The organism is Streptomyces aurantiogriseus, assembly GCF_014649375.1.
Classification (GTDB): domain Bacteria; phylum Actinomycetota; class Actinomycetes; order Streptomycetales; family Streptomycetaceae; genus Streptomyces; species Streptomyces aurantiogriseus.
Map to the genome: position 1 here is coordinate 113,736 of NZ_BMSX01000004.1, position 23,453 is coordinate 137,188.

At 72.5% G+C, this 23,453-nt stretch carries 15 protein-coding genes; 5 read left to right on the forward strand and 10 right to left on the reverse strand.

Annotated elements, in window-relative coordinates; genetic code table 11:
- Positions 1 to 219: 219 nt before the first annotated feature.
- The 6 genes from IE263_RS10000 to IE263_RS10025 all read right to left on the reverse strand — a co-directional run bounded on the left by IE263_RS10000 (position 220) and on the right by IE263_RS10025 (position 10,979).
- Entirely contained in the window at positions 220 to 963 is a 744-nt protein-coding gene (locus IE263_RS10000; RefSeq protein ID WP_189934547.1) for a GNAT family N-acetyltransferase, read from the reverse strand.
- Positions 964 to 1,035: 72 nt separating this feature from the next.
- Positions 1,036 to 1,776 carry an HNH endonuclease family protein gene (locus IE263_RS10005; RefSeq protein WP_189934549.1) on the reverse strand — a complete coding sequence of 247 codons (741 nt, stop codon included), beginning with the start codon at positions 1,774 to 1,776 and terminating at the stop codon, positions 1,036 to 1,038.
- A gap of 411 nt (positions 1,777 to 2,187) precedes the next feature.
- Entirely contained in the window at positions 2,188 to 3,087 is a 900-nt protein-coding gene (locus IE263_RS10010) for an SCO6745 family protein (protein WP_189934551.1), read from the reverse strand.
- A gap of 77 nt (positions 3,088 to 3,164) precedes the next feature.
- Complete coding sequence (gene mfd / locus IE263_RS10015) at positions 3,165 to 6,698, reverse strand: transcription-repair coupling factor (RefSeq protein ID WP_189934552.1); 3,534 nt, start codon at positions 6,696 to 6,698, stop codon at positions 3,165 to 3,167.
- Positions 6,699 to 7,614: 916 nt separating this feature from the next.
- On the reverse strand, positions 7,615 to 10,194 hold the full coding sequence (locus IE263_RS10020) for an ABC transporter permease (protein WP_189934554.1): 2,580 nt from the start codon (positions 10,192 to 10,194) through the stop codon (positions 7,615 to 7,617).
- The gene (locus IE263_RS10025) at positions 10,191 to 10,979 is read right to left on the reverse strand and encodes an ABC transporter ATP-binding protein (protein ID WP_189934556.1); all 789 of its coding nucleotides are present in this window, start codon (positions 10,977 to 10,979) and stop codon (positions 10,191 to 10,193) included. Before IE263_RS10025 ends, IE263_RS10020 begins: the two co-directional genes overlap by 4 nt.
- Before the next feature lie 476 nt (positions 10,980 to 11,455).
- Between IE263_RS10025 and IE263_RS48350 the strand changes: the two genes are divergently transcribed.
- The 3 genes from IE263_RS48350 to IE263_RS10045 all read left to right on the forward strand — a co-directional run bounded on the left by IE263_RS48350 (position 11,456) and on the right by IE263_RS10045 (position 15,403).
- Complete coding sequence (locus IE263_RS48350) at positions 11,456 to 13,129, forward strand: MFS transporter (RefSeq protein WP_229910881.1); 1,674 nt, start codon at positions 11,456 to 11,458, stop codon at positions 13,127 to 13,129.
- Positions 13,130 to 13,304: 175 nt separating this feature from the next.
- Positions 13,305 to 13,721, forward strand: coding sequence for a DUF485 domain-containing protein (locus tag IE263_RS10040; protein ID WP_189934558.1), 417 nt, complete (start codon positions 13,305 to 13,307; stop codon positions 13,719 to 13,721).
- Positions 13,722 to 13,822: 101 nt separating this feature from the next.
- Positions 13,823 to 15,403 (forward strand): sodium/solute symporter, encoded by a 1,581-nt coding sequence (locus tag IE263_RS10045; RefSeq protein ID WP_229910928.1) that lies wholly within the window; start codon positions 13,823 to 13,825, stop codon positions 15,401 to 15,403.
- Between the two features lie 30 nt (positions 15,404 to 15,433).
- Here the strand turns inward: IE263_RS10045 and IE263_RS10050 are convergent, their stop codons facing one another.
- The 3 genes from IE263_RS10050 to IE263_RS10060 all read right to left on the reverse strand — a co-directional run bounded on the left by IE263_RS10050 (position 15,434) and on the right by IE263_RS10060 (position 20,530).
- Complete coding sequence (locus tag IE263_RS10050; protein WP_229910882.1) at positions 15,434 to 16,384, reverse strand: DivIVA domain-containing protein; 951 nt, start codon at positions 16,382 to 16,384, stop codon at positions 15,434 to 15,436.
- A gap of 194 nt (positions 16,385 to 16,578) precedes the next feature.
- A complete protein-coding gene (locus IE263_RS10055) occupies positions 16,579 to 19,527 on the reverse strand; it encodes an SUKH-4 family immunity protein (protein ID WP_189934562.1) in 2,949 nt (982 codons plus the stop codon).
- A gap of 7 nt (positions 19,528 to 19,534) precedes the next feature.
- Positions 19,535 to 20,530, reverse strand: a complete 996-nt coding sequence (locus IE263_RS10060) for an SMI1/KNR4 family protein (protein WP_189935324.1) — start codon at positions 20,528 to 20,530, stop codon at positions 19,535 to 19,537.
- 308 nt (positions 20,531 to 20,838) lie between these two features.
- On the opposite strand from IE263_RS10060, the gene IE263_RS10065 reads away from it, so the two are divergent.
- Complete coding sequence (locus IE263_RS10065; protein ID WP_189934564.1) at positions 20,839 to 21,354, forward strand: YwqJ-related putative deaminase; 516 nt, start codon at positions 20,839 to 20,841, stop codon at positions 21,352 to 21,354.
- A gap of 167 nt (positions 21,355 to 21,521) precedes the next feature.
- Positions 21,522 to 22,016, forward strand: a complete 495-nt coding sequence (locus IE263_RS10070) for an SUKH-3 domain-containing protein (protein ID WP_189934566.1) — start codon at positions 21,522 to 21,524, stop codon at positions 22,014 to 22,016.
- A 63-nt stretch (positions 22,017 to 22,079) separates the two neighbouring features.
- Here IE263_RS10070 and IE263_RS10075 read toward each other — a convergent pair whose 3' ends face one another.
- Entirely contained in the window at positions 22,080 to 23,372 is a 1,293-nt protein-coding gene (locus tag IE263_RS10075; protein WP_189934568.1) for a sensor histidine kinase, read from the reverse strand.
- Positions 23,373 to 23,453 lie beyond the last annotated feature (81 nt).

Consider the following 23,453-nt stretch of genomic DNA (forward strand, 5'->3'; position numbering starts at 1 on the left):
GAAGCGCGCTGATCTTGCCCTCTGTGAACAAGCTGTGGACAGGCTCAAGGCGCGATCTTGCACCTGGCTTGACCAGCTCTTGCTGAACCCGGCCGATTTGCCGGGGCATGCGCGTTTGCGGCCTGTGAAGTCCTTTACCGGCTCATCGAACGGTCCGCACCGACTGTTCATGTGCGGGGCGTTCCCATGGAGGCGCGGGGCGCTTCCCGCGACCGCTGGTCAAAGGCGGTGCCGCAGCCACACGTTCGGCTCGACGTACACCGCGTGGTCCCGCCCCGGCTCACAGCGCACCGGCACCAGCGCGCCGGGCACCTCGACCTCCCCCTGTGTGTCGAAGGGCAGGCCCGTCCAGCGGCGCCACTCCTCCAGCGAGGCGGCCACCGTCATCGACGCCGGCGCCATCCGCTCGATCGTCGCCCCCACCCGCACGTGCACCCGCAGCCACGGGTCGTACGGCAGCCCGTCCTCCCGCACCCGATGCGCGTACTCCTCGATGGGGGTGTGCGGTTCGCGGTGCTTGGCATTGGGGCGGACCGGGGCGACGACCTCGGTGAAGCCGTGCGCCCGGGCGTTGTCCCGCATCGCCGCGAGCATGCGCCCGGACAGGCCCAGGCCCTGGGCGTGCGGGGCGACCACGATCGAGATCGCGCTCACCGTGTCCGGCCGCGCCCCGCTCCGCCGGTCGGCGAAGGCCCACACGAGCACCTGGTCCCAGCCCCGGGCGGGCAGTTCGCCCCGGCCCTCGGTGTGCAGGGCGAAGGGCACGCTGTAGGCGTGCGCCACGACCTCGCCCCGCTCGTCCTCCGCGAACAGCACGTACTCCGGGAACTCCACGGGGATCCGCCCGTAGTGCGCGTTGCCCACGGGATCCTGGGTGGCGAACTCCGGCCAGGTGTCGGGCATGTCACGGACCGGCCCCAGCATGTCGGGGCGGTCGGCGAGGGAGGAGACCTTCAGTTCCATGCGGCCACCGTAGGTGGGGGCCCGAGGTGCCGGAAACGGGTTTTGCGGCGTCCCCGGGCGCCGGGCGCGCGCTCAGTCCGCGTGGAACCGCTCCGGTGCGTTCGTCGGATTGCCGCCGGTGGGGAGTCTCTGGCCGGGGCAGCCCGCCAGGACCTTCTCCATCGCGGTCTTCTCCGCCGCGGTCACCCACAGCCCGTACTTCTTCTTCACGGCGACCTGCGCCGCGACGTACGGGCACCGGTACGCCTTGTTGGGCGGCAGCCATGTCGCCGTGTCGCCGTCCCCCTTGGAACGGTTGGTGCTCGCGTCGACGGCCAGGAGGTTGAGGGGGTCGTTGGCGAGGGCGATCCGCTTGCCCGCGTCCCAGTACTTCGCGCCCTTCTGCCAGGCGTCGGACAGGGCGACGACATGGTCGATGTCGACCTTGCTCGCGCCGCGCCGGTAGACGACCTCCTTGCCGGAGTACGGGTCCGACTCCAGCACGCCGTAGGACACCTTGCAGGTGCCGTCGGTGAACCTCACCTCGTCCAGGTCGCGTTTGAGTATGTCGTCCCGGGTGCCGCAGTCGTTGGAGTCCGTGTCCGCCCAGGGGCTGCCGAACCGGTCACGGTCGTAGCCCGTCCTGGGCGCCCGGCCCTTCACCGGCAGCGACTCGGCGGCCGCGAGGGCCGCTCCCCCGCCCGCTGTCCCGGTCGGTCCCTGTCCGGCGGAGCCGGTGCCTGCGGATCCGGTGCCGGCGGTCTGCTCCGTGCAGCCGGCCACGGCACACACCAGCACGACGGCGACCGCCGCCCCACCTCTCAGACGCCTCACGTGCGCCCCTCCCCTTGCCCGACCGCTGTCACCCGCACAGGGCGGCTTCCCCTGTCGGGCTCGCGTACACCGTAGGCGAGGGGCGTGCGGGGGTGGACGGGGGTGGGGGTGGGAGGTGCGGGCGGGAGGTGCGGGCCGCGCCGGTTTCCCGTGGGCCTTCGGGGCAGTCCACGCACATTCCTCGGCGCGAAAGGCGACGAGACCACGGGCCACGTACGCGTCCCAGGTCGACTCCGCGAAGCGGCCCGCACCGGCGGCTCGGCACGGACGGCGACCGGCTCGACCCGCCCGACCGGCCCGGACAGCGGCCGTGCCCGGCGACCCGGCGCGCGCCCGAGGCCGCCCGCCAGGACAACCGCCCGCAGGCGCGGCTTCGGGTTGCCGCACATCAGGCCGGGGCCGCCTCGACGGTCACACCTTCCCGATCCCCAGCGTCGACTCCGAGGGCAGCAGGCCGGAGCCGAGCGCCGCGACCCAGTAGTCGCCGAGCAGGGTGGCGAGGCGCTCGGTGTCCTCCGGGCCGAGAGCCTGCCAGGGGCCCAGGGCGAGCCGGTCGGTGTCCCGCTCGACACGGCGGCGCAGCTCACGGCCCGCCTCCGTGGCCGTGCCGTCGGCGTCGAGCAGTCCCCGAGCGGTCAGGCGCTCCCGCGCCGCCGCCCACTCCTCGGGCGTCCAGCCGCGGCTCTCGAAACGCTCGACGGACGCGGCGCCCACGGCGGCGAAGGACACCAGCGCCTCGACGGGGTCGAGGCCGGCGGTCAGCAGGGCGGCGAGGTGGCCGTCACCGCGGTGTTCGCGCAGGATCGTCGCCGCCTGCCACAGCTGGAGGTGCGGCTCGGACGGCCAGTCCAGTGCGGCGTTGGCCGCGGCGAGGGGGCGTCCCGCGAGGTCGGCCGCTTCGGCGGCGCGCCGGACGAGCGCGGCGGCCTCCACCAGCTCGGGACTGCCTGTGCGGTCGCCGAACAGGGTGCGATACGTCCGGTCGATCCCGCGCAGTCGCGCCGCCAGCGCCGCTTCGGGGCCGGCGGCCTTCCACATGCCGTCCACGTACCGGGCGACCATGCCCGGCCGGAAGCTGTAGAAGGCGGAGGCCACCGCCTCGGTGCCGACCGGACCGAGCGGCGCGGCCCGGAGCGGGAAGTAGCTCGACCAGCGGTCCTCGGTGGAGTAGCCGAGCGCACCGGCCTCCTCAAGGACCTCCGGCGCGAAGTACAGCACCGCGTGCAGCGGCTCCAGGAGATGCCAGAGGCGGCGCGCCTGAGCCGGCTGCACCTGCCCCTCTGCGTGAGCTCCCTCTTCGTGTGCGGACATGACGTCTCCCCCTCGTTCCGTACAGCGCTCGTCACGGCTCGAGACCGCCCCCGGGCCCCGGCCGGCCGCTACAACCGCTACGACCCCAGCACTGAAGCCAAGAACTCCCCGACCCACCCGAGAAGTTCCCGCCCGACGAGCGGCTTGCCGCCGACCTTCGCGGTCTTCGGGCGGGGGACGAGCACCTGGTGGACCGCCGGCTTGATGACCGACCCCGGATACAGCCGCTTGAGCCGCAGCTCCTGCGACTCGCGCAACTCCACCGGCGCGAAGCGGATGTTGGTGCCCTGCAGGACGATCTCGCCGACGCCGCACGCGCGCGCGAGCATGCGCAGGCCGGCCACCAGCAGCAGGTTCTCCACCGGCTCGGGCAGTTTGCCGTAGCGGTCGACGAGTTCCTCGCGGACGGCCTTGATGTCCTCCTCCGTGGTGGCGGAGGCGATGGACCGGTAGGCCTGCAGGCGCAGCCGCTCGCCGGGGGCGTAGTCGTGCGGGACGTGCGCGTCGACGGGCAGCTCGATCTTGACCTCGAGGGGCGGCTCCTCCTCGATCCCGCCGGTCTCCAGCTGGCGCCGGTAGTCGGCGACGGCCTCGCCGACCATCCGGACGTACAGGTCGAAGCCGACGCCCGCGATGTGACCGGACTGCTCGCCGCCCAGCAGGTTGCCCGCGCCGCGGATCTCCAGGTCCTTCATCGCCACGTACATGCCCGCGCCCATCTCCGTGTGCTGGGCGATGGTGGCGAGACGCTCGTGGGCGGTCTCCGTCAGGGGCTTCTCCGGCGGGTACAGGAAGTACGCGTAACCCCGCTCGCGGCCACGGCCGACGCGGCCGCGCAGCTGGTGCAGCTGCGACAGGCCGAAGGTGTCGCCGCGCTCCACGATGAGCGTGTTGGCGTTGGAGATGTCGATGCCGGACTCGACGATCGTCGTCGAGACGAGCACGTCGAACCGCTTCTCCCAGAAGTCGACGACGACCTGCTCCAGCGCTGCCTCCGACATCTGGCCGTGCGCGGTGGCGATCCGCGCCTCGGGGACGAACTCCCGCAGCCGGGCCGCCGCGCGGTCGATCGACTCGACCCGGTTGTGGATGTAGAAGACCTGGCCCTCGCGCAGCAGTTCACGGCGGATGGCGGCGCCGATCTGCTTCTCCTCGTACGGGCCGACGAAGGTGAGCACCGGATGGCGCTCCTCGGGCGGTGTGGTGATCGTCGACATCTCACGGATGCCCGTGACCGCCATCTCCAGGGTGCGCGGGATCGGGGTCGCGGACATCGTCAGGACGTCGACGTTGGCGCGCAGCTTCTTCAGCTGCTCCTTGTGCTCGACGCCGAAGCGCTGCTCCTCGTCGACGATGACCAGGCCCAGGTCCTTGAACCTGGTCTCCGACGAGAACAGGCGGTGGGTGCCGATGACGACGTCCACGGCCCCCTCGCGCAGCCCCTCCAGGACCGCCTTCGCCTCCGTGTCGGTCTGGAAGCGGCTCAACGCCCGTACGTTCACCGGGAACTGCGCGTACCGCTCGCTGAACGTGCCGAAGTGCTGCTGCACCAGCAGCGTGGTCGGCACCAGCACCGCGACCTGCTTGCCGTCCTGCACGGCCTTGAAGGCGGCGCGGACCGCGATCTCCGTCTTGCCGTAACCGACGTCGCCGCAGACCAGCCGGTCCATCGGGACCGACTTCTCCATGTCGTCCTTGACCTCGGCGATGGTGGTGAGCTGGTCGGGCGTCTCCGCGTAGGGGAAGGCGTCCTCCAGCTCGCGCTGCCACGGCGTGTCCGAGCCGAACGCGTGGCCGGGGGCGGCCATACGGGCGCTGTAGAGCTTGATGAGGTCGGCCGCGATCTCCTTGACGGCCTTCTTCGCGCGCGCCTTGGTCTTCGTCCAGTCGGCGCCGCCCAGCCGGTGCAGGGTGGGCGCCTCGCCGCCGACGTACTTGGTGATCTGCTCCAGCTGGTCGGTGGGGATGTAGAGGCGGTCGCCGGGTTGGCCGCGCTTGGCGGGGGCGTACTCCACGACCAGGTACTCGCGTGTGGCGCCCTGGACGGTGCGCTGCACCATCTCGATGTAGCGGCCCACGCCGTGCTGTTCGTGGACGATGTAGTCGCCCGCCTCCAGGGTGAGCGGGTCGATGGTCTTCCGGCGGCGCGCCGGCATGCGCGCGCCGTCCTTGCCGGCCGCCTTCTGGCCGGACAGGTCGGTCTCCGTCAGGACGGCGAGCCGGAGCGCCGGGTCGACGAAGCCGTAGTCGATCGAGCCGCAGGCGACGTGGACGAGCGACGGGGACAGCTCGTCCAGGTCGGCGTCCAGGCGGGCCGCCACCCCCTCGCCGCCCAGCACCTCGACGGTACGGGCCGCCGGGCCGTGGCCCTCGGTGACGAAGACGACGCGCCAGCCGTCGGCCAGCCAGCCCTTGGTGTCGGCGAGCGCCTTCGCGGTGTCGCCGCGGTAGGTCTCCGGGGCGTGCATGCCGAGCTGGAGGGTGTCCGCCTCCAGCTCGAGGTCGGCGGCGAACGGCGACACCGACCACCACATCATGTCCAGCTCGCGCGCGCGGTCGCGGACGTCCGCGATGGACCACAGGGAGGCCGCGCCGACATCGATGGGTGCCTCGCCGCCGCCGGCGGTGGCCGCCCAGGACGCCTGCAGGAACTCCTGCGAGGTCGCCACGAGATCGGCGGCACGCGTGCGTACCCGCTCCGGGTCGCACACGACGGTCATGGCGCCCTTCGGCAGGACGTCGAGGAGCAGTTCCATGTCGTCGACGAGGACCGGGGCCAGGGACTCCATGCCCTCGACGGCGATCCCCTCAGCGATCTTGCCGAGCAGCTCGCCCAGCTCGGGGTGCTGTTCGGCGAGGGCACGCGCGCGTGCGCGGACGTCGTCCGTGAGAAGCAGCTCGCGGCAGGGGGGTGCCCACAGGCCGTGCTCGGCGACTTCGAGGGAGCGCTGGTCGGCGACCTTGAAGTAGCGGATCTCCTCGACGTCGTCGCCCCAGAACTCGATGCGCAACGGGTGTTCCTCAGTGGGCGGGAACACGTCCAGGATGCCGCCGCGGACGGCGAACTCGCCGCGCTTCTCGACGAGCTCCACGCGCGCGTACGCGGCCGCCGCGAGGGCTTCGACGATCTCGTTCAGGTCGGCCGTCCGACCCGACTTCAGGGCCACCGGCTCCAGGTCGCCGAGGCCCTTGACCTGCGGCTGGAGCACGGAGCGCACGGGGGCGACGACGACGGAGACCGGGCCGGTCTCGGGGTCGTCGGGGCTGGGGTGGGCCAGACGGCGCAGGACGGCGAGGCGGCGGCCTACGGTGTCGCTGCGGGGGCTGAGGCGCTCGTGGGGCAGGGTCTCCCAGGAGGGGTACTCCACGACGCCGTCCGGGGGGAGCAGGGAGCGCAGGGCCGCGGCCAGGTCCTCCGCCTCGCGGCCGGTGGCCGTCACCGCGAGGACCGTCCGGCCGGTTTCGCGGGCGAGGGCGGCGATCGCGAAGGGGCGGGCCGCCGGGGGGCCGACCAGGTCGACGTGCATGCGGTTGCCGTCTGCGGCTGCCGGGATCGCTTCCGCGAGGGCGGTGTCCTTGACTACGGCGTCGAGCAGACCGTGCAGGCTCATGGAGGGCTTTCCGTCCGGGGGTGGCGAGGTGGTCCTAGGGGTCCTAGGCGGTTCCAGTGGTCCTAGGCGTTGCCGGGTGGTGCTGGGTGGTGCCGGGTGGGCAACGCGAAGGGCCCGACGCGTGTCACGGGCCGGGGGTGTCCAGAGTACGACGGGGGCGGGTTCATGTGCCGGGGCTGTGGATAACGCCGGGGGTGGCGGGGCGGGGTTTTCCTCGCCTCCGCTGCCCCTGCCCTTCCCGTCCCCAGGGGCTCCGCCCCTTCGACCCCGGCGGGGGTTCAGCCCCCGGAACCCGACGGGGCTCCGGCCCTTCGTCCCTCTCAGGGGCTCCGCCCCGGACCCGGCGGGTCTCTGCCCCGCTGCCCCCCAGGCAGGGCTGCCCCCCAGGCAGCGCTGCGCCCCAGGCAGGGCTGCCCCCCAGGCAGCGCTGCGCCCTGCAGCCCTCGTGGGGCTGCCGCCCCGCACCCCGCTTCGGCCCCGAACGGGCCTCGTCCTCCAACGCCGGACGGGCTGGATCACCCTGATCGGCGCTCGCCGGACACCGCCGGCCGGGCGGTGTCGGCGCGGTCGAGGCGACCCTGACCAGGGTGAGCGTGGGGCCGGCCTCTCAGCCGGCCGCGTCGGGCTGTGGGTGGGCACAGGCCCGGGGGTCCAAGGGGCGGAGCCCCTGGGGCGGGACGGCAAGGGGTCTCGGCCTCCGACGCCGGACGCGCTGAAACGCCCGACCCCGCCTGTCGACCGACCGAGTCGGGTGGCGGCGGGCACAGGCCCGGAAGTCCAGGGGGCGGAGCCCCCTCGAGCGGGACTGCGCGGGGTCTCGGCCCCGGTGCCGGACGAGGTGAGCCCCGTACAAGAAACCCGGCGCCGAAGAGTCCCCCGTGACTCCTCGGCGCCGGGCTCCCCCCGTGCGCGGTGGCTAGTCCGTCGCGATCGCGTTCAGTACGTTCATGCGGCCCGCCCGGAACGCCGGGATCAGCGCGGCGAACAGGCCCACGAAGGCCGAGGCGATGAAGACGCCGATGATGGTCGGCCACGGGATGTCGAGGACTTTCAGGCCCTCCAGGGCGAGGAGTTGCTGGGCCGTCGCGCCCCAGCCCATGCCCAGGCCGAGGCCGAGGAGGGCGCCGAAGAGGGCGATGACGACCGACTCCATGCGGATCATGCGGCGCAGCTGGCGGCGCGAGAGGCCGATCGCGCGCATCAGGCCGATCTCCCTCGTGCGCTCCACCACCGACAGGGCGAGGGTGTTGACGACGCCGAGGACGGCGACGACGATCGCGAGCGCCAGGAGGCCGTAGATCAGGTTCAGCAGCTGGCCGATCTGGTCCTTGAGGGCCTGCTTGTAGTCGGTCTGGTCGCGGACGGTGTACTGCGGATAGTCGTGCAGCGCGGACTTCAGCGCCGTGTAGGCGGCGTCCTGCTGGCCTTCCTTCGCCGTGGCGAAGACCAGCTGGTCGAGCGGCATCCTGTCGGCCGGGACGTACTTCGCCGCCGTCGCGATCGACGCGTACATCGCGCCCTTGTCGATCACCACGTCGTCACTGGTGATCGCGCGGACCGTGAGCGTCGCCGTCGTGCCGTCCTTGAAGTCGACGTCGACCTTCGAGCCGAGCTTGATGCCGTGCTCCTTGGCGAAGCCCTCGAAGACGGACATCGAGTCGGGCCGGTAGGCGTCCGCGAGGTTGCCGGCCACCGTCTCGGTGCGCAGGTCCGTCGCGTACGTCGGGTCGGCCGCGTTGATGGTCTCCTTCGCCGACGTCTTGCCGTCGGGAGTCCTGATGTCGGCGTCCAGGACCTTGTACTCCGTGACGCGCTCCATACCCGGCGTGGACTTCACGGCTTGTACGGCCTGCGGGGTGATCTGCTGGCCCGTGTCGCTCTGGATGATGAAGTCCGTGCCGACGGACTTGTCGAGCTGGTCCGTCGCCGAGGCGACCATGGAGGAGCCGACCACCGACAGGCAGGCGACCAGCGCGAGGCCGATCATGAGGGCGGCGCCGGTGGCGCCGGTACGGCGCGGGTTGCGCAGGGCGTTTCGCTCCGCCATCCGACCGACCGGGCCGAAGGCCCGCAGCAGGACCGCGCCCAGGACGCGGACCACGCCGCTCGCCAGCAGCGGGCCGATCACCACGAAGCCGATGAGGGTGAGCACCACGCCCAGGCCGAGCCAGAGCGAGCCCTCCTTCGCCTTGTCCGCTGCGGCGGCCAGGTAGAGGCCGCAGCCGCCGGCGCCGGTGAGGAGCAGGCCGAGCACGGCCCGTACGACACCCGCCTTGGCGTCGGCGGGGGCGCCGACGTCGCGCAGGGCGGCCATCGGGGAGACCTTGCCGGCGCGGCGGGCGGGCAGGTAGGCGGCGAGGACGGTGACGACCACGCCGAGGATCATGCCGATGACCGGGGTCGTCCAGGCGACCGTCAGGTCGTCGGTGGACAGGTTCATGCCAGTCATGCCCATGAGCTTCATCAGGCCGACGGCGATGCCGACGCCCGCGCCGACGCCGAGGATCGAGCCGACGACACCGAGCAGCAGCGCCTCGGCCAGGACGGAACGGTTGACCTGCCGGCGGCTGGAGCCGATGGCCCGCATCAGGCCGATCTCACGGGTGCGCTGCGCGACCAGCATCGAGAACGTGTTGATGATCAGGAAGATGCCGACGAGGAAGGCGATCCCGGCGAAGCCGAGCATCGCGTACTTCATGACGTTCAGGAACTCCCCGACGTCCTTCCGGTTGGCGTCGGCGGTCTCCTTCGCGGTCTGCACCTTGTAGTCACCGCCGACCGCGGCCGCGACGTTCTTCTTCAGCTGCGCGTCGGACACCCCGGCCGCGGCCGTGACGTTGACGTTCGTATAGACGTTCGACTCGCCGACCAGGGTCTCCTGCGCGGTCCTCGTGTCCAGGTAGAAGATCGCCGCGCCGGGGTTGGTGACCTGGAAGGCGGCGATGCCGGAGATCTTCGCGGTGTGCGTGCCGACCGCGGTGATCACGCCGATCTCGTCGCCGAGCTTCAGGTGGTGCTTGTCGGCGGTGTCCGCGTCGACCATGACCTGGCCGGAGCCCTTGGGCGCGGCGCCTTCGGTGACCTTCATGGTGCGGGCCTCGTTGGCGTTCCAGCTTCCGACGATGGTCGGGGCGCCGCTGGAGGGCGACAGGTTGTCCTTGTCGGCGTCGACGACGGTCACCGAGGTCGAGAAGACGGTCCCCTCCGCCGACTTCACGCCGTCCGCCTCACGGACCTTGGCGAGCACGGCGGCCGGCATGACCGGCGGCTTGCCGTTGCCGGAGGTCGTCTCACCGGTGTCCGAGGCACCCTTCGCGCTCACCGTCACATCGGAGGAGGTGGCCGCGAACAGCTTGTCGAAGGTGGTGTTCATGGTGTCGGTGAAGACAAGGGTGCCTGTCACAAAGGCCACCGACAGCAGGACCGCCACGGCCGACAGGGCCATGCGTCCCTTGTGCGCGAAGAAGTTGCGCATCGAGGTCTTCATCACGGTCATGACGTACGCCCCCGCGCGTCGAAGTCCTTCATGCGGTCCAGGACGGTGTCGGCGGTCGGCTTGTACATCTCGTCGACGATCCTGCCGTCGGCCAGGTACAGCACCCGGTCCGCGTACGAGGCCGCGACCGGGTCGTGGGTGACCATCACGATCGTCTGGCCCAGCTCGTCCACGGAACGGCGCAGGAAGCCCAGCACCTCGGCGCCCGCGCGCGAGTCGAGGTTTCCGGTCGGCTCGTCACCGAAGATGATCTCGGGGCGCGCGGCGAGGGCGCGCGCCACGGCCACGCGCTGCTGCTGGCCGCCCGAGAGCTGGGTCGGCCGGTGCTTGAGCCGCCCGGCGAGGCCGACGGTCTCCACGACCTGGTCCAGCCACGCCTTGTCCGGCTTCCGGCCGGCGATGTCCATGGGCAGGGTGATGTTCTCGATCGCGTTCAGCGTGGGCAGCAGGTTGAAGGCCTGGAAGATGAACCCGATCCGGTCCCGGCGCAGCTGCGTGAGCTTCTTGTCCTTCAGCCCGGTGATCTCGGTCTCGTCCAGGTGGATCTGACCGCTGGTCACGGTGTCGAGACCGGCGAGGCAGTGCATCAGCGTGGACTTGCCGGACCCCGACGGGCCCATGATCGCGGTGAACTGACCGCGGGCGATGTCCACGTCGACGTGGTCCAGGGCGACGACCCGGGTCTCCCCGGACCCGTACGCCTTGACGACCTGCCGCGCCCGCGCGGCAACGGCCGTACGCCCTCCAGTGCCCCCGTGCCTGGGAATGGTCACAGCCGAAGTCACGGTATGTCTCCTATGTCGGAAGTGAATGAGACGCGCGAAGTGCCGCGTCGGTACGTGATGAGTCCTGCGAGGTGCTGCGGGGTCCGCCGGGCCCTGCCAGGTCCTGCGAAGTGCTACGTCGAAGAGTCTGTCGGCGGAAAGGGGTCCGGCGCGCTGGTGCTCGGGCCCGTCTTTCCCGGGGGTTAACCCCACCCCCCGACCGTGGGGGTGGCCCGCCCCCAGCGGCGTAAAGCCAGGTTAAGGACGGCCACCCGCCCGTCTCGTCCTCCGGCGGTACGAACCCTCCCCCAGCCGTAGTACGGAGGTACCCCTAGGGGCCGTCCACCGACGGGTGGAGTGCTCCTCGGGGTCGGGTCCACCCTGCGGCTCCACCCTCCGGCCCTTTCAGGCTTCACCCTCCCGTCGCGTCAAGGTCAAGTGGGAAGCTGTGGGCAGCAGATAGCTGCAAGGGGCACGGGAGACACAGGGGGCATCCGGTGGGGGACACGCAACCCGCGACACGACACGCCGCACAGCGCACGGCCACCGGGAAGCGGGGAGCGGTCGTCGCCGCGCTCATGCTCTCCATGGCGCTGGCCGCCCTCGACTCCACCGTCGTCTCCACGGCGGTCCCTCAGATCGTCGGCGACCTCGGTGGGTTCTCCGTCTTCTCCTGGCTGTTCTCCGGCTATCTGCTCGCCGTGACGGTCACCCTGCCCGTCTACGGCAAGCTCTCCGACACCTTCGGCCGCAAGCCGGTGCTGGTGGCCGGCGCGTCCCTGTTCCTGCTCGGCTCGCTGCTGTGCGCCCTCGCCTGGAACATGGGCGCACTGATCGCGTTCCGCATCGTGCAGGGCCTGGGCGGCGGGGCGTTGCAGGGCACGGTGCAGACGCTCGCCGCGGACCTGTACCCGCTCGAGGAGCGCCCGAAGATCCAGTCGAAGCTGTCCACGGTGTGGGCGGTGTCCGCGGTCGCGGGTCCTGGCGTGGGCGGCCTGCTGGCGGAGTACGCGGACTGGCGCTGGATCTTCCTGGTCAACCTGCCCATCGGCGCGGTGGCGTTGTGGCTGATCGTGCGTCATCTGCACGAACCGGCACGGGGGTCGGCGCGGGAGCAGGAGCGCGCGCCGGACCGGGAGCGCGCGCCGGACCAGGAGGGCGCGCCGGACCGGGAGGGCGCGCCAGACCGGGAGGGCGCGCCAGACCGGGAGGGCGCGCCAGACCGGGAGGGCGCGCCGGCGCGCGCGCCGGCGCCGCGGTCGGGGCAGGAGCCGGATCGGACGTCGCCCGCACGCGCGCGTGTCGACTGGGCGGGCGCGCTGACGGTGTTCGCGTGCGGCGGCGTACTGCTGACCGCGCTGGTGCAGGGCGGGGTGGCCTGGCCGTGGCTGTCGGCGCCGTCGCTCGGCCTGTTCGGCGCCGGCCTCGCCCTGGCCGCGCTCGTCGTCGTCATCGAACGCCGGGCCGCCGAGCCGATCATCCCGGGCTGGGTGTGGCGCCGCCGTACGATCGCGGCGGTCAACCTCGCCCTGGGCGCGCTGGGTCTGCTGATGGTGGCCCCCACGGTGTTCCTGCCGACGTACGCCCAGTCGGTGCTGGAACTGGACCCGGTGACCGCCGGATTCGTGCTGTCCGTGTGGACGCTGAGCTGGCCGCTGTCGGCCGCCCTGAGCCAGCACGTCTACCGGAGGATCGGCTTCCGCGACACCGCCCTGCTCGGCATCGGCACGGCCACGCTGATCCTGCTGGCCTTCCCTCTCCTGCCGTATCCCGGGCAGGCCTGGCAGCCGACCGTGCTGATGCTGCTGCTCGGCGCCGCACTCGGCCTGTTCCAACTGCCGCTGATCGTCGGCGTGCAGTCGACGGTCGGCTGGTCGGAGCGCGGCACCACGACGGCCTCCGTCCTCTTCTGCCGCCAGACGGGCCAGACCGCCGGCGCCGCCGTCTTCGGCGCCGTCGCCAACGGTGTCCTGGCCGCCCGTCTCGGCGGCGCGGGCGACCTGGACTCCGTCACACGCGCCCTCGACGCCGGACCGGCGCACGAAGCGACCCGGCGCGCCGTCGCGGACGCCGTGCACGCCGTCTACCTGGGCGCGTCCTGCGCCGCCGCGCTGGCCTTCCTGGTACTGCTCCTTCTGGCGCCGCGCCGCTTCCCCGTCCTGAAGGACTGAGTTAACGCGGGTAACACCCCAGGTCAGCGGCCCACGCGCCATAGCAAGCGCATACCGACCGATCAGTTCGTCCAAACCCTCGCCTAAACCCCTACTCACCGGTAGCGTGCGTGACTCGCACCCCCCACCTCCCTGCGGTCCGCCGCCACGGACCCGAGCCACGCAAGGAGCCGGGATGTCCCACGGCCCGTTCCCGCACCACCCGACCCATCCCTGGCAGCCGCCACCCGCGGCACCCGAGCCCGCCCGCCCGCGACCCGCCCACCACGCGCCATCCGGCCACCACAGCGACCTGCGGATCCTGCGCGGCGCCTACCGCCGGCAGCGACGCGTCGCCACGCTCACCGCGCTCGGCTACTTCGTCCTCTTCCTCGTCCTGTCCGCCTTCGCGCCCTCCCTGATGACCAGCAGCGTCGCCGGACTCCCCGCCGGCCTGCTGCTCGCCCTGCTCCAACTCCCCGTCACCTGGCTGGCGATCGCCCTCTACGAGCACACCGCCCGCCGCCACGTCGACCCGCTCGCGCACCGCATCCGCAAACAGGCCGAACTCGACGCCAGGCGCACCGCCCGGCACGAGGGGACGACGCGATGACGGACACGACGACGAACGCGACGCCGGGCTCGAGTGACGAGTTCGACGGCATACGGCAGGCAGCCGGCAGCATCACCGAACTCAGCGGCGACGCACAGACGATGTCCCTCGTGGCGTTCACCGCGGTCGTCACCATCACCCTGCTGCTGTGCGTGATGACCGGCCCCGACCGCGACGACCTCGACGAGTTCTACACCGGCTACCGCTCCCTGTCCCCCCTGCGCAACGGCCTGGCCATCGCCGGCGACTACATCTCCGCGGCCACCGTCCTGGGCACCGGCGGCGTGATCGCCCTGTACGGCTACGACGGTGTCGTCCTCGCCCTCAGCACAGCCCTGTCACTGATGCTGCTGATGTTCCTGCTGGCCGAACCCCTGCGCAACGCGGGCCGGTTCACCATGGGCGACGCCCTCGCCCGGCGCATGCCCGGGCGCGCGGTACGCATCACGGCGTGCGCGGTCACGATCGCCGCGCTGCTGCCGATGATGCTGGTCCAGCTCGCCGGAAGCGGCCAGCTCCTCGCGTTCCTCCTGGGATTCTCCGGCGAGTCGGTGAAGACGGCCTGCATGGTCGGCATGGGCGTCCTGATGATCACCTACGCGGCGATCGGCGGCATGAAGGGCACCGCCCTCATCCAGATCCTGAAGATCGTCATGCTGCTCGGCTCCGGCGCCGTGGTCGCCGTCCTCGTCCTGCACCGCTTCGACTGGAACCCGGGCGCCCTGTTCGACGCGGCGGCCGCGGGCAGCGGGATCGGCGACGCCTTCCTCCGCTCCGGCCTGCAGTTCTCCACCGGCCCGTACCCCGGCCTCGACATGATCAGCTCCCAGCTCGCGGTCGTGCTCGGCGGCGCCTGCCTGCCCCACATCACCATGCGCATGAACACCGCCTCCTCCGCCCGCCAGGTCCGCCGCTCGATGTCCTGGGCGGTGTCGGGCGTGGCCCTGTTCGTGCTGGTCATCACGGTCGTCGGATGCGGCGCGACGGCCCTGATCGGCCGCGCGGCGATCGCCCGGGCCGACCCGCAGGGCAACACCGCCTACCTGCTGGGCTCCCGGGCCGCCTTCGGCCAGGACGTGTCCACGGCGGAGACGCTGCTGTTCACCACCGTCACGACAGCGATCTTCCTCACCGTCCTCGCCTCGGTCGCCGGCATGATCCTCGCCTGCGCCAACTCCCTCGCCCACGACGTCTTCGCCGCACGCGCGCGTGAGACGTCCCCGCGCCGCGAGATGCTGCTGGCCCGCCTGTCCGCGCTGGCCGTCGGCGTGCCGACGATCCTGCTGGCCGCCCAGGTCCAGCACCGCAGCCTCCAGCCGCTGGTCACCCTCTCCTTCTGCCTGGGCGCCTCGGCCCTGGCCCCCGCCCTCGTCTACAGCCTCTTCTGGCGCCGCTACACCCGAACGGGCCTGCTGAGCACCCTCATCGGCGGCACCCTGACCGTGCTCCTGCTGATGCCGGGCACCAACCTGGTCTCCGGCTCGCCCGCGGCCGCCTTCCCCGACGCCGACTTCAACTGGTTCCCGTTCACCACGACGGGCCTGGTCACCATCCCCCTCGGCTTCGCCCTCGGCTGGCTGGGGACGGTCGCCTCGGGCCGGAACAAGGCCCAGGAGCAGCGGCGTCAGTACGAAGCGGTGGAGGGATGGATCCTGGCGGGAGCAGTACGGAGGGGAAGCTGACGCGGGCGAGCGGGGAAGGCGACGGACGGACTACTCCACCTGGTCGAGGAGCGGACGGACCGACGACTCCACCTGGTCGAGGAGCGGACGGCCCGACGACTCCACCACACGCCCCGTGAGCGCTCTCAGACTGTCGCTCACGGAGTCCATGTGCGCCTGGACGTCGTTGCTCCGCTCGCTGTGCTCACGCAGCACCCGTTCCGTCTCCCGGGCGATGCGCTCCTCCCGGAGGCGGGCCTCGGCGAGAAGCGAGGAGGCACGTGCGCGTGCCTCCTCCTCCCGCCGGCGGGACGCCTCCTCCGCCTCGGCCAAGTCCCGCTGCGCCTCGGCCAGGGCCTCCTCGGCGCGGGCCATCGCCCGGGCATGCTGCGCGTCGAGGGCGGCGGCCCGTTCGGCGGTCTCACGCTCCAGCGCGGCCAACCGCTCGGCGTACTCCTTCTTCGGTTCGACGAGCAGGCCGGCGGTGCCGTGCCGCACCTCGCGCAGCGCCGTGAGCGCCTCGGTGCGGAACTCCTTCACCTTGCGCCGGGCGCTGACTCGGATGCCGTGCGCCTCGGCGCGCGCGGCGAGCAGCCGCCGACGGACGTGTTCCTTGGCCTCCGCGCGGACCTCGTCCGCCTGTTTCTGCGCCGCCTGGCGCATGGCGACGGCGTGCGCCTCGGCCTGCGCGACATGCTCGTCCGCTTCACGCCGGGCGCGTTCGCGCAGCTCGGCCGCCTCCTCCTGGGCGAGCTGGAAAATGCGCCGCGCGCGCTCCCCGAGAGTGTCGTACGTCTGCGGCTCGAGCCCCGTCGCAGACTCACGCAACTGCTTGGCCTCCACCACCATCTCCTGGGCGAGCACGGTGAGCCGTGCGACCCGTTCCCAGGCGGCGTCGCGTTCGGTGGTGAGCGCGGCGGTGTACGCCTCGACCTCTTTGGGCCGGTAGCCGCGCCCGCGAACGGTCACGAACCCCAGCGGTGACACCTTTGCGCTGCTCATTCTGTAGCCCCTCTGCACCGGACGGACGCGAAATGATGATTTCGGTCATATCTTGATGTATCAGGCTTAAGTGTTCATAACGCGACACTCCGCGCGTAGGCCAGCCACAGGCAATCCCGTACACAAAAGGACCGGGCCCGGTCATACGACCCGGCCCGGCCCTCGACACACAGGGTGTCAGCGAGGCGTACGCCTCACAGCAGCCCGTCCCACATCTGCTCCAGCAGCACCGACCACCAGCTGTCCGGCGAACCGAGCGCCGCCGGGTCGAGCGAGGCCAGCTGGGCCTGGAAGTCGACGGTCCAGCGGCCCGCCTGCTCCTGGTTCAGGCCGAACCGCAGCCGCCACATCCGCCCGAGCAGCGCCAGGCAGCGCGCGAACTCCGGCAGCCCGGTGTTCACGAACTGCGGCGGCACGGGCGCCCCGCCCGGCCCCGCCTCCACGGGTACCGCGACGATGTTCGCCGTCCCGTACTGCACACAGATCGCCTTGCCGAAGTCGCTGCCCATGACGAGGTACGAGCCCGCGTCCGGGGCCGGCTGCACACCCCGCTCCGCCGCCAGCTCCGCCAGCGTCGGCACGGGCCGCCCCGGCTGGGCCTGCGCCCAGAAGAACGGACCCATGTCCATCGGCAGACCCGCCACCACCAGCGTGTGCGCCACGACCGGCGGCACACCCTGCCGGGACACCGCCGCCTGCTCGAACCGGAACACGCCCGGCCCGAACGCCGCCCCCAGCTCCTGCGCGATCGCTTCCGGCGGAACCGGCGGCGCAGGCTGCACCGGCGGCAACGGCGCACGCACCGGCGCGGGGCGCGCCGGGCCGTCGGCCACCTGATGCAACTCGCCCTGGTGCGCGAGCAACTGCCGCATCCCCTGCTGCCGGCTCGCGTGATCCGTCCCGTACGGCGCGATACTCGTGATCCGCGCCTGCGGCCACTGCTCCCGGATCATCCGCGCACAGTACGCACCCGGCAGCTCACACGACTCCAACTCCGTGTGCAGCTCCAGCACCTGGTCCGGCGGCACGTTCATGGCGCGCAGCTCGTGGAAGATCTGCCACTCCGGATGCGGCGTCCCCGGCGCCGAACGCCGGATCAGCTGCTGCTCCGACCCGTCCTGCGCGCGGTAGCGCAACACGGCCTGATAGCCCGGGCCGACCGTCGGCTGCCCCTGCTGCGGATACCCGTACGCCGGCGGCTGCCCCGGCACCGGCGCACCCGGCGGCATCGGCTGCGGGGCACCCGGAGGCATCCCCGGAGCGCCCGGGACACCAGGTACGCCGGGGGCGTGCGGCGGCGGGGGCGCGCCGGGGCCGCCCGACGGGGGCGCGGCCAGCATCGTCTCCGCGTGGTGAACGGCCCCTTGCCCACCACCGGCAGCACCGTGCCCGCCCGGGGCGCCAGGCGTACCAGGGGCGCTCGGGGGCTGGGGTGCGCCGGGAGCACCCGGGATGTTGGGGGCGCCCGAAGGGCCCGGTGCGCTGGGGGCGCCAGGCGCACCGGGCGAGCCAGGCGTGTTCGGCACACCCGGGGCGCCCGGAGGCTGCGGCACGCCGCCCCCCGCGCCCATCCGGCCGGGGTCGGCCAGCATCGTGGCGGCATGGTGAACCCCACCCGGGGGCGTGCCTCCGGGGCTGTTCGGCGCGACGGGCGCGTCCGGAACGCCGGGAGCGCCTGGGACACCCGGCGCGCCAGGCGCATTCGACGCACCCGGGGCGCCCGGGGTACCTGGTGCGCCCGGGACACCCGGCCCGTCAGGGCCGAGCGCCGACACGAACTGCGTCGGCACGTACCCACCCGCCGGAGTACCGGGGGCGCCCGGACCGGAGGAGGGCGGAGGCGGCGGCGTGTTGCCGGGCCGCGCGCCCGGCGTGCCCGGCGCACTCGGCGGGGGCGGCGGAGTCGCCCCACCACCGCGCCCGCGACGTGGAGGCGGCGCCGCCTTGCTGGTCGCGGCGTCGGCGATGTCACCGGCGTTCGGCGCGAGCGGCCGCGCGGGAGCGCCCGGAACACCAGGCGCGCCCGGCGCACCAGGCACACCCGGGGCGCCCGGAGCCTGTGGCGCGCCCGCCCCCGGCGCACCCGGAGCCGGAGCACCGGGCCCCTGGGGATACCCGTACGACTGCGCACCCGGCGGAGGCGGCGGCGTGTTGCCCTGAGGGCCGCCCGGCGCACCCGGGCCCTGCGGGTAGCCGTACGAGGGCGCGCCCGGGCCGGGCGGCGGAGGGGGCGTGTTCCCCGGCGCGGACGGCACGCCCGCGCCCTGCGCACCCGGCGCACCAGCCGGCGTGTTCGGGTCGTCGAGCGCCGGTGCGACCGCCGTCGGCGGGAGCTGGCTGCCGCCCGACATGAGCGCCGTCTTGGCGTCGGGCAGGACGGAGGGCGGCGCGTCGTCGTCGGAGCCGCTCAGCGGCGGCGCGAACACGGTCGCGGGAAGAGGGACCGAACGATCCTCGCCGGCGTCGGCGTTGGTGTCCGTGCCCGTCCAGGGCGTCGCCCCGACGGGCGTGGCGGCCGCCCCGGAACTCGCGTCCACCGGCACCCCGGCGTGCGTCTGAGGCAACGACGGATCGGGCGTCACCACCCCACCGGAACCAGCCGGCCCACCGCCCGGCCCACCGGCCGTTCCACCCACAGCCGCACCCGAACCCGACCCGACACCCGCACCCACACCCGCGGCCGAGCCCGAACCGGAACCGGAACCGACAGACGAACCCGGCCCCGCAGACGCACCCCCGGAAGAACCCGCCGCCCGCTGCTCCCCGATCCCCAACTTGTCCGCCGCCTCCTGCAACCACTCCGGCGGCGACAGTAGGAACGACGTCTGGTTCAGATCCACCCGGGCCGCAGGCGCCGGCGCGGACTGCGCGGCCTCGCCCTCCGGACGGCCGTACTCCTCCTCGTACCGGCGGATCACCTCACCCACCGGCAGCGACGGCCACAGCGAGGCCTCCCCACTGTCCCGGGCGAGCACCAGCCGCTGCTCACCCCCGTCCGAGCGCGGCCCCTCCGCACGGTCCTCCGCCCAGACCACGAAGCCCAGCCCGAACTCCCGCACCCGCACCTCACGATGCTGGTACGCCGGGACATCCCCGTTGATCCACTCTTCCCCGCGCTCCTGCGCCTGTGCGAACGTCACCATCGCCCGATCACTCCCCCACGCCCACGGACGATACGGAAGCGGCCCGCGCGAACCCGCCGTCCACCATCAGATTCGCCACCGTCTCCAACTCCGGCGGCCGGCCCGCCAGCCGCGACAGGAACACGTCGAAATCCTCACCGCACGGCAGCAGCAGCCGCTCCGTCCGCTCGGCCGGGGACCACGCCGGATCGACGTCCCGCGCGTCGTCGTACGCGCAGAACCACACCGAACCGATCCGGTCACCCTTCACCTTCACGGCCAGCAGACCACCCTGCACGAAACCGACACCCAGATAGTCCTTGGTCAGATGGTCACGCAGACACTTGTTGACGTACACCAGGTCGTTGACGGCCGCCTCGTCCCGCACCGTGAAGAACGGCTGATCCACCAGCAGCCCCAACTCCGCGTCCAGCGCCGCCCCCACAGGCGCACAGCCACCCGCCGCCTTCAGAAACGACCGGTACGCGCCCGGCAACCGGTACCCGAGATCCTCCTCGACCCCCTGCACCTGCTGCTCCGTCACCGCCACGCCCGACTTCGGCAACCCGAAATGCGCCGGACGCGTCTCCTGCAACGGCCGCGTCCCCCGCTTGGTCTGGTCCACCGCCGCCGTCGCGACACCACCGTGATGCCGCAGCAACGCCTTCACCTCGACCGGGACCAGCTCCAGACGCCGCGAACCCACCGCGTGATGCCACGTCCAGCCGTGCGGAGTCGCCACATTCGCCACCGTGTCCCACAACTCGTGGCCCGACGCCGCCAACGCCGCGTTCGCCGACACATAGTCCGTCAGCCGCAACTCGTCGACCCCGAAACCCTCCGGCGGCTCCGCGATCTCCGCGGCCGCACGCGCATACGGCGAGAAGTCGGGGTAACCACGCTCGTCAACCCGTACCCCCCTCGGGTGACGTGCGGCCCGGACCGGATCCGGGAAATGCACGACCTGCCCGGCATAGGCCGCGTTCGGCGGCGCGGCTTGCTGCCCGAGCCGACCTGTCGTCATGGCGGTTGCCCCCTGCGGCACTCTGTACGGACCGCAGGGCCGGTCCCGCTTCCGGTTCCGACCACCACGCCCCGTATTCGACTGTCTCCAACGGTCTCCAACGCGCGTCAACCGCGCGCCGGGCGGTGCCGACAGCCTATGCGGTACGACGACACCGGTCACCGGGCCTCCGCTTCCGTGACCTGCCGTCACCCCGCCGTGACAGCACGCCCCGAAGCGGGCGTGTCGCACCGCCCCAGCTTCCCCACCGGCCTCGCCATTTGGCACCCTGTGACGTCCGGGGGGATGCACGGGAGGGGAAGACGATCATGAACGCCACGCAAACGGGACCGCACACCAACCACTCCGGCGACCCCCGCATCGGCTGGAGCCACGACGAAACCCCCCATGCCCCCACCCTCCGCCACCGCCGCGACGGCATACTCCCCACCATCGCCGCCGCCCTCTCCGTCCGCGGCGCCACCCTCACCGGCACCGCCGCCCGGAGCGACCAACCCCCCACCCTCCACCCCCTCGTCCAGGACTTCCTCGACACCCTCACCAGCGGTGAGCGCGACCGCTTCACCGGCCGCTGCGCCGAAGCACTCCTCATCTCCCGCCACCTCGCCGCCGTCGACGCCGCCCGCAGCAGACGCGCCGCCCGCAAGCCCATGACCAACGGCGAAGCCCGCAAAGCACTCAAACAGGCCAAACTCACCGCCCGGCGCATCCGCGAGGACGGCGACCCCCTCCACGGCAGCTTCGCCGCCCCCTGCCGCGCCTGCACCGCCCTCAGCGCCCACTTCGGCGTCCGCATCGTCGACCCGACAGCACCCGAGGACTGACCGCGAGGACCGAGCCGAGGGCCGACCCGAAGACCGAGCCGAGGACCGACCCCAAGACCGAGCCGAGGACCGACCGCGGCCCACCCCCACCACCGCACCACAACAGGCCACCGGCCCCACCCCCGACAGGCCACCGGCCCCACACGATCTCGACGAACGAAGGGCAGATGCACCCCGACCGCGCCTCCACCACGCGCTTCCCCGTACCCGTCGACGCCGCCCTGCGCGCCGCCGGCTGGCAACCCGGACGCTGGCACATCAAACAAGCCGAGATCTGGGCCGACACCCTCCGCGAACACACCTCACCCGCCGGCCACCGCCACGCCGTCTTCCCCGCCGCCGTCGAAGCCTGGGCCGAGTTCGGCGGCCTGCGCATCACCCCCACCGGCCCCGGCCGCCAGGTCGCCCCCGTCGCCCTCGACCTCAACCCCCTCCACGGCCTCCACCTCGCCCGCACCCTCGCCGACCTCGGCCGCGCCCTCGACACCGACGTCAGCCCCCTCGGCACCGAGACCGACACCCACGCCCTCCTCGCCATCGACGCCGAAGGCCGCGTCTACACCCTCGACCACACCGGCGACTGGTACCTCGGCGCCGACATCGATCACGCCCTCGGCGCCCTCGTCTCCGGCACCGAACCCGTCCGCCTCACCGCCGGCTGAGCCACCGAGACACCCGCCGAAGCCCTCACGCCGGCTGAGCCACCGAAACGCCCGCCAAGGCCCTCACGCCGCCGGAATCACCGCCGACACCCGAAAGCCCCCGGCCTCCGTCGGCCCCGACACGAACACCCCGCCCAAGCCCACCACCCGCTCCTTCATCCCCACCAACCCGTTGCCCCCCGAAGGCAACCGCGCCGACGACGCCGACCCCACCTCCGGCGGCGGCTCGTTCTCCACCTGCATCGCGATCTCCGCCACCCGATGCGCCAACCGCACATGCGTCTTCGCCCCCGCCGCATGCTTGTGCACGTTCGTCAACGCCTCCTGCACCACCCGGTACGCCGTCTGCTCGATCTCCGGCGTATACCCCCGCACCTCACCCTCCACCGACAGATCCACGACCATCCCCGCTGCCGCCGACTGCCCGACCAACTCGTCCAACTCCGACAGACACGGCCCCTCCCCCTCCTCCATCACCCGGGAAGCCTCAGCAGCCGCCCCCACCACCGCCAGCGGCACCGACGCACTCCGCGTCCCCTCACCACTGCGCAACACCCCGAGCATCTCCCGCAACTCCGTCAACGCCTGCCGCCCCATGTCCCCCACCAGCGCGGCGTTCTTCACCGCCTTCTCCGGATCCTTGCGCGCGACCGCCTGAAGCGCCGCAGCATGCACGACCATCAGACTCACCCGATGCGCGACCACGTCATGCATCTCCCGCGCGATCCGCGTCCGCTCCTCGTTGCGCGCCCACTCGGCCCGCTCCTCCGCCCGCTCCGCGAGCAACTGCAACTCCCGCTCCAGGCTGTCCGCCCGCTCCCGCAGACTCTCCATGAGCCGCCGCCGCGCCCCCACGTACAGCCCGAGCAGCAAAGGCGGCGCGATCAGCCCCAGCGACGTGGCGATCGAAGCAAAGGGGACGAACCAGTCCCCCAGATCCAGATCCCCCCGCACCATGTCCTGCCGCACCCGTACGAACGTCACGATCAACGTCCCCACCAGCTGCATCGCCGCCAGCGACCCGATGATCCGACGCGGCAACTCCGACGCGGCGAGCGTGTACAGCCCGACGATCCCCATCAGAAAGCCCATCTGCGCCGGCGTGATCGCGATCGCCACCAGCACCACCGCGATGGGCCACTGCCTACGCACCAACAACACGGACCCGGCAAGCAACCCGAAGACGACCCCCGCCGCCACCGGAATCCCCGCGTCCCGCGCGAACGGAACCCCCTCCAGCGCGCACTCCGCGGCAGACACCGCCGCCAGGCTCCAGTCGAACACCGCGCTGCGCCGCCTGGCCCACCACCACGGCCCTCCCCGAGCCGTCGCGTCCTCTTCCCCCGTCGTGGTCATGCCTCCAGCCTACGGGCGCGACCCCCGGCTTTTCCGGCGCATTTCCACGACTGGCCTACACCACACTCCGTAACCGAACAG